The 15,186-nt window shown below is 36.9% G+C and carries 7 protein-coding genes; 5 read left to right on the plus strand and 2 right to left on the minus strand.

The genetic code is table 11. The features are described from left to right. Positions 1-22 precede the first annotated feature (22 nt). From ccoN to PFY10_10030, 5 genes are all read left to right on the plus strand, one after another. Positions 23-2,302 carry a cytochrome-c oxidase, cbb3-type subunit I gene (ccoN, locus tag PFY10_10010; GenBank protein ID WBV58780.1) on the plus strand — a complete coding sequence of 760 codons (2,280 nt, stop codon included), beginning with the start codon at positions 23-25 and terminating at the stop codon, positions 2,300-2,302. A 19-nt stretch (positions 2,303-2,321) separates the two neighbouring features. Beyond that, positions 2,322-3,209 (plus strand): c-type cytochrome, encoded by an 888-nt coding sequence (locus PFY10_10015; GenBank protein WBV58781.1) that lies wholly within the window; start codon positions 2,322-2,324, stop codon positions 3,207-3,209. Between the two features lie 287 nt (positions 3,210-3,496). Continuing rightward, the gene (locus PFY10_10020) at positions 3,497-8,521 is read left to right on the plus strand and encodes a translocation/assembly module TamB (GenBank protein WBV58782.1); all 5,025 of its coding nucleotides are present in this window, start codon (positions 3,497-3,499) and stop codon (positions 8,519-8,521) included. Continuing rightward, positions 8,522-10,849, plus strand: a complete 2,328-nt coding sequence (locus PFY10_10025) for a BamA/TamA family outer membrane protein (GenBank protein WBV58783.1) — start codon at positions 8,522-8,524, stop codon at positions 10,847-10,849. 1 nt (position 10,850) lies between these two features. Beyond that, positions 10,851-11,789, plus strand: coding sequence for a YihY/virulence factor BrkB family protein (locus tag PFY10_10030; GenBank protein ID WBV58784.1), 939 nt, complete (start codon positions 10,851-10,853; stop codon positions 11,787-11,789). 34 nt (positions 11,790-11,823) lie between these two features. On the opposite strand, the gene argS is transcribed toward PFY10_10030, so the two are convergent. After that, positions 11,824-13,590 carry an arginine--tRNA ligase gene (gene argS, locus PFY10_10035; protein ID WBV58785.1) on the minus strand — a complete coding sequence of 589 codons (1,767 nt, stop codon included), beginning with the start codon at positions 13,588-13,590 and terminating at the stop codon, positions 11,824-11,826. Between the two features lie 161 nt (positions 13,591-13,751). Next, positions 13,752-15,179 (minus strand): SusD/RagB family nutrient-binding outer membrane lipoprotein, encoded by a 1,428-nt coding sequence (locus tag PFY10_10040; GenBank protein ID WBV58786.1) that lies wholly within the window; start codon positions 15,177-15,179, stop codon positions 13,752-13,754. Between the last annotated feature and the right edge of the window lie 7 nt (positions 15,180-15,186).

Here is a 15,186-nt window from a genome sequence, read left to right on the forward strand (position 1 = left end):
TTTCTCTACAACTATTGGAATTATGGAGACGCAAAAATTTAATTATGACAATACCATTGTCAGAGCATTTCTCTATGCTACTATCGCATTTGGTCTGGTCGGTTTTTTACTGGGACTTACGGCAGCACTAATGCTTTTCTACCCTGAGCTACCTGAATTTTTATTCGGAACCGATGACACAACGATTCAGAGTTTACGAAGCGGCAATATCCAGGGGCTGATCAATACACAGGGAGCAATGGGATTCGGAAGAATACGGATGCTGCATACGAGTGCCGTAATTTTTGCCTTTGTATGTAATTCATTTTTCTGTGGTGCCTATTACAGTATGCAGCGTTTACTGAAAACCAGAATGTATAGCGATACACTTTCGTGGATCCATTTCTGGTCATGGCAGATTATGATCATCAGTGTGGTTATTACATTCCTGATGGGAATCAATACTTCAAAAGAATATGCGGAACACGAATGGCCAATCGATATATTAATTGCTTTCTCATGGATCATTTTTGGGATCAATATGTTTGGAACCATTGCCAAAAGACGGGTAAGACACCTTTATGTAGCCATCTGGTTTTATATTGCTACATGGATTGCTGTTGCCATGCTTCATATTTTTAATAACTTAGAAGTTCCGTTATCTTTCACAAGCTGGAAATCTTATTCTGTATATTCAGGAGTAAAAGATGCCCTTGTCCAGTGGTGGTATGGTCACAATGCAGTAGCATTCGTATTAACAACTCCGGTTTTAGGACTGATGTATTATTTCATGCCTAAGGCTGCTAACCGTCCTGTATTCTCATATAAACTGTCTATTATCCATTTCTGGTCTCTGATATTTGTCTACCTGTGGGCAGGTCCTCACCACCTTCAGTATACGGCACTTCCTGCATGGGCACAGGCAGTAGGAACAGGGTTCTCTATCATGCTTATCGCTCCGTCATGGGGAGGAATGCTTAACGGTCTTCTTACTTTAAGAGGAGCATGGGATAAAGTAAGAGAAAATCCTATCCTTAAGTTCTTTGTAGTCGCTGTGACCTGTTACGGAATGGCAACATTTGAAGGACCGCTTTTAGCCACAAAATCTTTAAATAAAATCGGACATTACACGGACTGGGTAATCGGGCACGTACATTTAGGTGCATTGGGATGGAATGGTTTTATGGCATTTGGAGTTATTTATTATCTGATTCCAATTATGTGGAGAACGGAACTCTGGTCTAAAAAACTGGCTAACTGGCACTTCTGGCTGGGGACTTTAGGAATTATTTTCTATGCAGTACCAATGTATATTTCAGGATTTACTCAAGGTTTGATGTGGAAACAATTCAACCCGGACGGAACCCTATTGTGGAAGAACTGGCTGGATACGGTAACTGCAATCATTCCTTATTTCAAAATGAGATTTATTGGAGGTATCCTTTACCTTTCCGGCGCCATATTAATGGTTGTGAATGTTATTAAGACCATTAAGGCCGGATCATTCCAAAGAGAAGTTCCTGCAGAAGCTCCTGCTTTAGCAAATATCGGAAGCCAGAGAAAAGAAGGCGAAGGCGCCCACCTTTGGCTTGAAAGAACACCAAAACTACTTTCTATATTGGCCTTCATTGTAATTTCAGTTGGCGGATTGGTAGAAATTGTACCAACCCTTACCATTAAGAGCAATTTGCCACAGATTACGGCAGTAAAACCTTATTCTCCATTGGAGCTGGAAGGTAGGGATCTCTATATCCGTGAGGGATGTAATTCATGTCATTCCCAAATGATCAGGCCTTTCCGTGATGAGGTAATGAGATTTGACGGTAAAAACGGACAATACTCTAAAGCAGGTGAGTTCGTGTATGACAGACCGTTTTTATGGGGGTCAAAAAGAACAGGACCTGATCTTCACCGGGAGGGAAGCCGAAATCCTGACTCATGGCATTTCAAACATATGTACAATCCAAGAATTACATCTGCAGGATCCATTATGCCTCGTTTCCCATGGCTGATCACCAACAAACTTGACCGCTCTGAAATGATCAGCAAGATGGAACTGATGAAAAATACTTTTGACATCCCTTACACAAAAGCGGAAATAGATTCGGCAAACCAGTGGGCAGATCATCAGTCCCAGGCTATTGTAAAAAGAATTTATTCGGAGGCAACAGACGTAAGAGACCAGGTTCAGAAAGATAAAGCAGCAAAAGGCTCTACCTTTATTCCTCTTGAACAGAGAGAAATTATAGCAATGATAGCCTATCTCCAGAGATTAGGTACTGATATTAAAACCACGGACATTAAAACAGCAAGTGCGGATTAATTATTAAATACATGTAAAAATGAAAACACGGACACCCATTTCTATATACATCATTGTAACCGTAGGATTAACAGTTATGGCATTCGAAATGTTTGCTCACGATTCCGGTTATTTCAGTTCCCCATTCTTCTGGGCATTATTACTGATTGCCACCATTCTCCTTTTGATCATGAACTCGATTGGAGATCTGGTGGAAAATGAAAAATTCAGCAGATTGAGTTCGTATGAAAAACAAGAATACCTTAGGGATAAAAGTACTCCTTATTTTCAGAAACTCTGGAATTCTGCTTTTAAAAAGCAATCACAAACTGAGGAAAAAGACATTCTCATCGATCATGGTTTCGACGGAATTACGGAACTGGATAATTCATTACCCAAATGGTGGATCGGACTATTTTATTTCGGAATTATTTTCTGTGCTGTTTATATGCTGGCTTTCGCCTTTACTGATTATGCACATCCGGATGCAGAATATGATAAAGAGACTAAAGTAATGCTGGCTTCCATTGAAGAATACGAAAAAAATGCTCCCACCATTAATCTGGAAACAGCAAAATACAGCGCTGATAACATCGCAGAAGGTGAGCAACTTTTTAAAACCAATTGTGTAACCTGCCATGGTGATGGTGGCAGAGGAGGTATTGGTCCCAATTTAACGGATACATACTGGATCAATATTAAAGAAAAAAGCCTGTTTAAAAATGTTTTCTGGATGCTTGAGAATGGTTCACCGAACAATCCAGCTATGAGGCCATTTATTAAAGAAGGGACAATTACCGGAAGGGATGCTGAAAAAATTGCCGCTTATGTTTATCACATCAATCAGGAAACCACACCCATTACTGTTACTCAGGGTGGCGCTGCATCCCAAGGTGAAGAAGTAAAATGGGAGAATAATAATCAGTAAAAATATAAACTAAACTTTTCAACTATGTCTCGCCCCCTTTTGAAAACTAACTAACATTATATTATTTTCGATACCTTTTTCATACTTGAAAATAAACAAAAGGGGGCTTTTTTAAAGAAAAAAATCAATCCTTGCTTTGGCTGTTGTCTCAATTATTCACTTCACTTCGACACAACTAAAATTCCATAAATGGCAGCCAAGGCAGGATTTTTGCATTCTCCAGAGGGTACCACACCAGGTAATTTTTTAAATAGTATTAATTATCTTTGTTCTAAACCCTATCACATTTGAAACTGAAAATCAATAAAAGAAAACTCCTAAGACGCACTGCCATTACCATTATATCGATATTGGTATTTCTTACCTTACTTATTTTAAGCTTGAGACTTCCGGCAGTTCAAAACTTCATCAAAGACAAACTTATTGTTTATCTTGAGAAAAAAATCAAAACAAAAGTAAGCCTTGAAAGGGTCTATATAGGTTTCCCTAACAGCCTGGTTATGGAAAATCTTTATTTAAAGGGGCAGAATATTGATACACTTCTTGCTGTAAAGAAACTCGATGTAGGCCTGAACATGCTTAAACTTATTAATTCTACAGCAGATATTACTTCTGTTGATCTTGAAGGGGTACAGGCCAACGTGGTAAGAAAAAAAGACGGAAAATTCAATTTTGATTATATTATCGATGCCTTTGCCACTTCTGATAAAGAAGAAAGTCCTTCGAAACCGTTTATTATTTCATTGGATAAAATCAAATTAAAAGATATCGGGGTTACTTTTAATGACCAGCAATCCCGAAACGATATTAAATTATATTTTAAATCTTTTGACACCAGGGTAAAAACTTTTGATTTAAATAAAAATAGCTACGCCGTTAATGATATCAACCTCGATGGACTGAAGCTCAAATTAAAGCAGGATATTGTAGAAGAGGTTTCAAAAAAAGTTGAAAAGAAAGTAGATTCTCTTAACCAGAAAAAATCAATGAGTATTGGATTAAGAGGAATTAAGCTGACAAATTTTGATATAGATTATGGGGATGACAATACCAAAACCTTTGCAAAAATTGTATTTAAAGAATTAAGTACTAAGGTCAATAAGCTGGATCTTGATAACAACTCTTACAACGTAGCCAATCTGTTTCTTTCCGGAGCAGATATTAATGCCAATCTTTATCTGCCGGCTCAAAACGCCAATCCCAAAAACTCAAAAGAAGAGCCTAAGCCTTCTGCGAATGCTGAAAAAGCAATGAAAATACTTTTGGGGAAGATGGTTTTGAACGATGTGAAAGTAGCATACAATAATACCGCGATTACTCCTACAAAGCAGGGAATGGATTTTAACCATCTTAATTTTTCAAAAATGAATGTGGAGGTCCGTAGTTTCAAGATGGAAAACAATACGTTTGCAGGAACTGTAAGCTCTGCGGAAATTAAGGAAAGTCGTGGGCTGGATATACAGAAATTCAATACAGATTTTGTATATGGTGAAAGACAGGCCTATCTGAAAGACCTTTATTTGCAGACCTCAAAAACAATTCTAAGGGATGAGGTTGTTTTGGAGTATAATTCAATCGAACAACTCAGTTCAAACCTAGGCGCAGTAAAAATATCAGCTAACATTAAAGATTCCAAAGTAGGATTTGCCGATATTTTAAATCTGGTTCCAACTTTAAGGACAACGGTTCCGTTTAATAAATATCCTAATGCAATACTTGCAGTTAATGCAAATGTAAAAGGAAATGTAAATGATCTGCTGATCCAGAATTTTAAATTATCAGGGCTTGATCAACTAAGGGTTTCGGCATCAGGAAGAATTAAAAACGCCATGAATCCCGATCAGTTATATTATGATCTGAAAATTGGCGAACTGTCATCTTCTGCAAAAACAATCTTTAACCTGGTACCTAAAAATACTATTCCATCGAATATTTCCCTTCCATCAAATTTCAGCATCAAAGGGGCAGCGAAAGGAACCACGAAGATGGTTGATACCAACCTCAACCTGTATTCCACTCTCGGAAATGCTGCAGTTATTGCCAAGGTGGATATGCGCAGAAAAAATCAGGAACTCTATGATGTAAAGGCTAATTTGCAGGGAATACAGGTGGGAAAAATTATACAGAATAAGGACATTGGCTCGGTTACAGCACAAATCTCTGCAAAAGGAGAAAGTTTTGACTTCAAAAAAGCAAAAGCAGATCTTAAAGGACATGTTGCTTCAGCAACCTACAAAGGATACCAGTACCGAGATATGAACCTGACCGGAAAAATTGATAATGGAGCTTATAATATCCTATTGGATTCTAATGATCCTAATGCCAACCTGAAATTAACAGCCTCGGGAATATATAATGAAAAAAATCCTACGGTAAAGGTTAATGGAAATATTATCAAAGTAGATCTCAATAAACTAGGCTTCTACGATAAACAAATGATTATCGGTGGAAAAATAGAGGGTGACTTTACGAATCTGGATCCGGATCATCTTAATGGTTATCTGAATCTCCAAAATTTCGCGTTCTCGGATACCAAAGAAGTTTATCCTGTTCAGGAAGTAACGCTGAAAGCAAGTTCGGCAAATGATTCAACAAGCATTGTCCTCAATTCTCAGATTGCTGATGTCGAGCTCAAAGGAAAATACAGGTTAACGCAGATCTTCGGATCTTTGGCTCAGACCATTAACCAGTATTACCAGTTTCAGAAACCTGATAAATCTCAAAAGATCGATGCAGGGCAATATTTTACCTTTAATGCAAAAATTAAAAATGATGATCTGATCAGAAAGTTTGTTCCGGATCTTAAAAGTTTTGAAACAATCAATTTAGCTGGAAATTATAATGCTGACTCCCATAAAATTGAAATCGACGGACAAATTCCTCAATTACTATATGGTGAAAACTCCATTGAAAATGCTTCACTTAAAGTAACGAATGAAAACGAAGCCCTGCAATATAATTTGAATGTTGCCGGATTGAAAAGCTCAAGTTTTGCTTTAAATAAAATAAATATTGGCGGAGATATTTCTGACAACACTATTAATTATAACATCACGACCAAAGATCAGAAAGATGTGACGCAATTCCTGATAGCCGGAAATGCCAAATCACTGAATGACATTACAGAAATCTCGTTAAATCCAAACGGCCTCAAATTAAATTATAATGACTGGACCGTTGCGGAAGGAAATAAAATACAGATCAGCAGCAAAGGAATTGTAGCAGATAACTTCAGACTTTCCAACACGGGAAGCGAAATTTCCCTTCAGTCCGAAAGCACATCTCCTAACAGCCCTTTAAATATTTCATTAAAGGATTTCAAGATAGAAACAATCACAGAGATCGTTAAAAAGGATTCTCTACTGGCGAAGGGAACGATCAACGGTACAGCTCAGTTAAGGGATCTTACAAAGGACATGACATTTACCTCAGACCTCAACGTTTCTGATCTTTATGTATTTGGAAATCCAATCGGGAACCTTGCTGTAAAGGTTAACAGTACTTCACCTAAGCTTTTAAATGCCAATATCGCATTATCAGGCAATGATAATGATGTAAAGATCATTGGAGATTATAATACATCATCAAGCACATTTGATTTAGACATGGCTATCAATAAGCTTCAGATGAAAAGTGCCCAAGGCTTCTCAATGAATGCCATTACCAATACGGAAGGATACCTTTCCGGAAATCTTAAGATTACAGGAAGTACGGATAAGCCTAACATTCTCGGTAAGGTAAAATTTAATAATGTTGGGCTTGAGATAGCAAAGACGGGAAGTGATTTCAGAAAACTGAATGATGAGATCGATTTTACCAGCCGTGGAATTGAGTTTAATCAATTTAAAGTGAATGATAAGGATGGAAATGCACTTGTCGTAGACGGGCAGGTCCTTACACAAACCTATAGAGACTTCGCCTTCAATCTTGATGTAAACGCTAAAGATTTTAAGGTTGTAAGTTCTGAAAAATCCAATGATGCCATGATGTACGGGATTCTTGCTATCGACGCAGGACTGCATATCCGTGGTAATCTGGATCTTCCGAAAGTAGATGGAAGATTAGCCGTGGCGGATAATACGGATTTTACATTTGTCCTTCCTCAATCCAGCCCGTCATTGCAGGAAAGAGATGGAATCGTGGAGTTTGTAGATCAGGATCAGGTGGTTTTAAACAAAACAATCAAAGCTGACTCTTTGAAAGCTCAGAGCCGCATTAAAGGCATGGATGTAAGTGTCAATATCGAAGTAAGTAAAGAAGCAAAAATGTCAATTGTTATTGATAAGGCCAATGGTGATTTTGTAAAACTGCAGGGAGAGGCGGAACTGACCGGAGGCATTGATCCATCCGGAAAAACTACCCTTGTGGGTGTTTATCAGGTGGAAAAAGGATCTTATGAGCTTTCTGTAAGTGTACTTAAGAGAAAATTTGATATTCAGAAAGGGAGTACCATTACCTGGACAGGAGAGCCTACTGCAGCCATTATGGATATTACGGCCATTTATAAAACCGAAACGGCTCCAATTGACCTAGTTGAGCAACAATTCACGGGTGATGCTGCTACATTGAATCAATTCAAACAAAGAATTCCTTTCAATACGTTGTTAAAAATGAAAGGTGAATTACTGAAACCACAGATTACATTTGACATCACTACAGATAAGAAAAATAATGCTGTTTCATCTACTGTAACTGATGCAGTTGATCAGAAACTTACCCAGCTCAGAACCCAGGAATCGGAAATGAATAAACAGGTCTTCGCTTTGTTATTATTGAACCGTTTTATTGGAGAGAATCCATTCCAAAGCAGCGCAGGAATGTCTGCGGAAGCAATGGCAAGACAAAGTGTAAGTAAAATCCTTTCGCAGCAACTGAATAACCTGGCTTCAGGACTTATTAAAGGAGTTGATCTGAATTTTGGGCTGGAATCTTCCGAAGATTATTCTACCGGGCAGAAAAATACAAGAACCGACCTCAACGTAGATATTAGTAAAAAGCTACTAAACGATCGTCTTAAAGTAACGGTGGGAAGCAATTTCGGCCTGGAAGGTGATGCCAGACAAAATGAGAACACAACCAATATCGCAGGAAATGTTACTGTGGATTACAGTCTTTCCAAAGATGGCAGATATATGCTGAGGGCTTATCGTAAAGATGAATATCAGGTAGCCCTGCAAGGACAAATTATTGAAACAGGTGTCGGTTTCATTATTACATTGGATTATGACCGATTCCGGGATATTTTCAGGAAATCAAAACAGGACAAACCAAAAAAAGAAAATAAAAATAACCAAGTGGTAGAGTTTAAATAAATGGGAAATACATTCAAAATATATCTTACATCTTTATGTGCATCGGGATTCGCTGCCATTTCACTTTCGTGTAGCAATACAAAGTTTCTGAAAGAAGGACAAATGCTATACACCGGTGGTGAAGTAAAGATTGAAAATGATACCATCTCCAAAAAAGAGAAAAAAGAACTTCAGGCCGCTTTGGAAGAAAACCTGGTTCCCAAACCTAATTCAACCATTCTGGGCCTACGACCAAGGTTATATTTTTATAATATTGCCAAAGAACCTAAAAAAGAAAAAGGATTCAATTACTGGCTTAAATATAAGGTGGGTGAGAAACCCGTCTTATTAGGAGACGTTGACCGTGAATTCAATAAAGACATTATTGTTAATTACTCCGAGAATAAAGGATATTTTAATGCTAAAGCCACTTATGATACGATTTCCAAAAACAAAAAAGCAAAAGTCATTTATACATTAAGACCAGGAGCCCAATATCTGATCAGCAACGTAAAATTTCAAAAAGATTCTACTCTGGTTAATCGCGAAATTCAAAATTTAAAAGATAAAAGCTTACTGAAAAATGGAAATCCATTCGACCTTGGTGTTATTAAGTCGGAACGTGACAGGATTGATAACGGGTTGAAAGAAAAAGGATTTTATTATTTTCATCCTGACAATATTATTGTTCAGGCAGACAGTACAGTAGCCAAAAATCATAAGGTTGAGCTTAATGTAAAACTAAAAGATGATACACCTGAACTTGCAACACAACAGTTCGGTATCGATAAGGTTATTGTATTCCCCAATTATAATCTTCAGGATGTAAAGCAGGGAAAATACAGTGTCCCTATGAATCCGGATTCACTATCAAAATATGTTTATGATGATATCTACGTTATAGATCCGCAGCATAAATTCAAACCTAAGATCTTTGACAGAGCATTATATTTTAAAAAAGGAGATCTTTATAACCGGACAAATCATAACCTTTCATTAAACAGGCTGATTAGTTTAGGGGTTTTTAAGTTTGTGAAAAATGAGTTTATCGTTTCAGATTCTTTGCAACACAAATTTGATGCATATTACCTGTTAACACCTCGGGAAGTACAATCTTTACGCCTTGAGGCTTTAGGGAGAACCAATTCAGCAAGCTACGCGGGTAGTGAGCTCAACTTAAACTGGACCCACAGAAATTTTTTCAAAGGTGCTGAACAATTCAAAGCATCTGTATACGGAGCATTTGATGTACAGATGGGAGGACAACAATCTGAAGCTAAGAATATGTATCGTGCGGGAGCTAATGTACAGTTGTCAATTCCTAGGATTGTTGCTCCTTTCCGCTTTAATTCTTCGAGTGCTTTTGTTCCAAGAACAAATATCAGTTTAGGATATGAATTCCAGAACCGTACGCAATATTACACATTGAACAACTTTACAGCATCTTTCGGCTATGTATGGAAGGAAAATGCTCGCAAAGAACATGATCTGAAAGTGATTGATATTACGTTGGTTTCCCCTGCCAATGTAACTCCATTGTATAACTCTATTGCAACCACACCAGCACAACAAAGAATTGTAGAAAAGCAACTCATTTTCGGGCCTACATACTCCTATACTTATACCAATACCATGTTACCCCAAACCAATACTATCTATTATAAAGGTACACTGGACTTGGCAGGAAATATTACAGGCTTGCTGACAGGAGCTAATGCAAAAAAAGATAAACAAAAAGAAATTTTTGGAGTTCCATTCAGTCAATATGCAAAAATTGAAAATGATTTTAGATTTTACCATAAATTTTCAGAAAAAACTAATTTCGCATCAAGAATAATTGCCGGAGTTGCATATCCTTATGGGAACTCAGAATTCATCCCTTTTTCCAGACAGTTTTTTGTGGGAGGAAGTAACAGTATCAGAGCATTTAGAGCAAGAACATTAGGGCCGGGAAGTTTTGATCCAAGGTCCCTATCACAAGGATTTTCATTTGATCAATCAGGAGATATTAAACTAGAAGTAAATGCAGAATATAGAGCAAATTTATATAAATTTTTAAATGTTGCTGCTTTTGTGGATGCTGGAAATGTCTGGTTAATTAATAGTGACCCTTATAGACCAGGAGGAAAATTCTCCAAAGATTTTTTAAGCGAAATAGCTGTAGGTGCAGGAGTTGGTCTAAGACTTGATTTCTCTATTTTAATTTTAAGGCTCGATTTAGCAATGCCGATACGTGTTCCTTATTATGAAAAAGGGGACCGATGGACTTTTAACAGAATTAATTTCGGGGACAGCAGCTGGAGAAAAGATAATCTTGTATTAAATATAGCAATCGGATATCCATTTTAATATGATCAATAATATAAAATTTTTCTGGGAAGTTTTAAAAGAAACGTTTAGTGAATGGAATAGTTCAACCGCATCAAGGGATTCGGCAAGCTTAGCTTATTACGCTATTTTTTCAATCCCGGGACTATTAATTATTATTATCTGGATAGCCGGAAACTTTTTTGGTGAAGAAGCCATCCGCGGGCAGATCAGTACTCAAATCAGCGGATTAATGGGGGAAGATGTTGCTAAAAGTGTAGAAAATATGATTGCCGGAGCATTGATCGATAAGCAGAATATTTTCATGAAAGCAGTAGGGATCGGTTCTTTGGTTTTTGGTTCTACTACTTTATTTTTTCAGCTGCAACATTCGTTAAACACTCTTTGGGATGTTCAATCAGCACCCAAAAAAGCATTGATCAAATTTCTTCTTGATAGAGCGAACTCACTTGGAATGATTCTTATTCTCGGATTTTTATTAATGATCACGATGATTCTTTCATCAGCGATTAGCCTTTTTAATACATGGATCACCAATTATTTCGGGTTCGAGACCTATATGCTGGTTGAACTGGTCAATTTTGCTGTTGGCTTTGCGCTCGTTATGCTTCTATTTGCTTTGATGTTCAAATTTCTCCCGGATGTACAGATCAGCTGGAAACCTGTATGGAAAGGTGCAATTTTAACAACTATTTTATTTACATTGGGTAAATTTTTATTAAGCCTGTACTTCAGTAATTTCAAACCAACCTCAACCTTTGGAACGGCAGGAACCGTGATCCTTATTATGATGTGGATTAATTATTCCTGTATGTTGATATTTTTCGGAGCTGAATTCACTAAAGTATACTCTTACAAAAAAGGCTATAAAATTGTTCCTTCCAAACATGCCAAATGGAGTGATGCAAAATTATATGAAGACAGTCACAGAGATGTATCAAAACAAAACCAACAAACTTAATAAAAAAGCCTCCCGAATCCAGAAGGCTTATATTTTACATTCTGTTTACGGTTCCTATTCCCAGTAACCCTAAAGATTTTTTTATAGTTTTTGCCGTCAGATCAGATAAATTTAAACGGGTTTGTTTTAAATCTCCTTCTTCAAGTTTTACAATCGGTGTACTTTGATTCTGATAAAATGAATTATAAGATTTTACCAAATCGTAAACATAATTAGCGACAAGAGCAGGACTTAATGCCTCGGCAGCTCTTTCTACAATAGTTTTATAATTCGCCAGTAACATGATTAGCTCTTTTTCAAATTCATTCAGCTCTACTGCAGAAGCTTCTTTATATTCATAGTTAGCTTTTGACAATAAGGACTGAATACGGGCATATGTATACTGAATGAATGGTCCCGTGTTTCCATTGAAATCAACACTATCCGCCGGATTAAATAGCATTTTTTTCTTTGGATCTACTTTAAGCATAAAATACTTCAATGCACCTAACCCAACAGTTTCATAAGAAGATTCTCTTTCTTGATCCGAAAGCGTTTCAAGTTTTCCTAATTCCTGAGCCTTTGATTTAGCTGTTTCGTACATTTCCTGCATCAGATCATCAGCATCTACTACAGTTCCTTCACGGGATTTCATTTTTCCTTCCGGAAGTTCCACCATTCCATATGATAAATGGAACAGCTGATCGGCCCACGCATAACCCAGTTTTTTCAATATCTTGAACAACACCTGGAAATGATAATCCTGCTCATTCCCTACAGTATAAATTAGTTTCTGAATATCATTCTGCTTGAATCGTTCTACTGCGGTCCCCAAATCCTGAGTCATATAAACTGATGTTCCATCCGAACGCAATAAAAGCTTTTGATCCAATCCCTCATCCGTCAGGTCACACCAAACCGATCCGTCTTCTTTCTGATACAAAATCCCTTTATCAAGTCCTTCCTGAATAAGATCTTTACCTAAAATATAAGTATTGCTTTCGTATTGAACCTGGTCAAAATCAACTCCCAATCTTTTATAGGTTTCATTAAAACCTTTATAAACCCAGCTGTTCATTTCTGCCCATAAACTTCTTACCTTCTTATCACCATTTTCCCAATCCTGCAACATTTTTTGAGCTTCTTTCATCAAAGGAGCTTCTTTTTTAGCCTGATCCTCCCCTATTCCCTGTTCTACAAGATCAGAGATTTCTTTTTTATAGTTTTTATCAAATTCTACATAATAGTTTCCAACGAACTTATCTCCCTTGGTATGAGTGGTCTCAGGAGTTTCTCCATTTCCAAATTTTTCCCAAGCCAGCATTGATTTACAAATATGAATTCCCCTGTCATTAATGATCTGCGACTTGATCACATCATATCCGGCCTCCTTTAAAATCTGGGCCACAGAAAACCCTAACAAATTATTTCTGATATGCCCCAGGTGAAGAGGTTTATTGGTGTTTGGCGAAGAATATTCTACCATAACTGTAGCATTTTTCTTATCAATATTTGAAAAGTCTTCACTTATTGATTTGAACTGATCTACAAAGAGTTGGTTTTTAACCTTTACGTTCAAAAATCCTTTAATAACGTTAAAGCTTTCAAACAAGTCGGTCTGTGCAGTAAGTGATTCTCCTAATTCTACTCCGATACTTTCAGGATTTTTTTTCAACTGCTTTACCAATGGAAAAGTGACAATTGTAAAATCTCCCTCATATTCAGTTTTATTTTCCTGAACTTCAAGGTTGATATCTTTCAATTGATATACATTCAAAATGACCTCCGAAAGTTTTTCCTCTATTATATCTTTAATATTCATGTAATTATTTTTATTTTTCCGCTATAATACTAGCTGTAACAAATCATGAGCAAATGAAACACTTCTGAGGTGATTCATTTCAAAATTTTGAAGTACAAATATACGGAAATAAAAAAACCGCCCGAAGGCGGCCTAACATGAATGTGAAATATATTAAGGTGTTAAAATTTATCCCAGAATAACTTTGTTTGTAACTGATCTCCTCCAATGGCAGCAGCTGCCTGATTATAATTACTTCCATTCAGAGTAGTTTCACGTACAGGATAAGTAAACCTGTTTGGCACAGGTGCTTTTGTTGCTGCAGGTAATCTTAAAGCAGGAGCATCATATTTTCTCCATACAGTCCAAGCTTCGAATCCTCTATTATACATCGCAATCCAGAATTGCTTACCAATTTTTTGCTTCCATGTGCCAGATGCTGTAGCATAATTTACATTAGCCTTAGCAAGATAAGCCGCTATATCCACAGAATCTATGCCCCAGTACTGCATATTTGCAGAAATCGCTTGTGTATAATAAGCCGCTGCAGGTAAAGGGACATTATAGCCTCTCTCTTTCGCTTCAGCAAGTAGAAATGAGATTTCGGAATAATCCATTAAATCTCCTTTTAGGTCGGGATTAAAAAAAACTTTCCCGATATGGCTGTAATCTGTATAGGTATTAAAACTTCCATAAATACCTCCAACATAAGGAGTTTTGTTATTGTCAAAAAATACACTCCTTCTTGGGTCTTGTAAATCATTTAGGTAGTCTACGAAGGTATCCGCAGGAACAAAGTCCTGTCTTCCGCTTAAAACCAGATCGGCATACAATGGATTAGCATTAGCAATATTACTTTCGTACCTTAGAATAAAGTTATCCTGATTAGAAGAGATGAGCCCTTGTGTGAAAGCGGCTTCTGCTTCTGTCTTTGATAATGAAGGATCAGCATCTGCTATTCTCATAGCAAGTTTGAATCTTATTGAAGCAGCTAATTTTTTCCATTTGGTGTGGTCTCCATCAAAAACAAAATCTTTTTCAAAACCAGTCGACTTAGGATCAATATCGCTATAAGCTTTTGTTATCTTTAATAACAGGTCTTTATAAATAGTAAAAGCATCATCATAAGCAGGCAAAGTTCCTTCTACCCCTTGTAATGCTTGTGAGTAAGGAACATTTCCAAATAGATCAACCAATTGCTGCCACGTATAAACCTCAATGATTGAAATGTAGGCAGTCTGATTTTTTTTCTGTCCCAATGTAAGTTTAGGATCTTTATTAATAGATTCCTTGGCTTGCTTTAAATTATAAAGAACTTTAGTATAAAGAATGTTCCAATGATTATCCGGAATACTTCTGTTTCTTATACTATAATTGGTTTCATCGACATACTGAGTCTGTGTCCATTGCTGAGCAAACAACCGGAATACATTTCGATTAACATTGGTATTACCCATTTGATCAAAAAGGCTTTTCACCCCATTTGTAAAAAGAAAACTCCCAGGAACTTCTGCAGGATTTTTCGGATCTTTATTTAAATTTTCGTAGTCTTCATTAGTACATGAAAACAGGGATAAGCTTAAGAATGAGCCTATAATTATTTTTTTCATTTTCTTA

Source organism: Chryseobacterium daecheongense (assembly GCA_027920525.1).
GTDB lineage: Bacteria > Bacteroidota > Bacteroidia > Flavobacteriales > Weeksellaceae > Chryseobacterium > Chryseobacterium proteolyticum.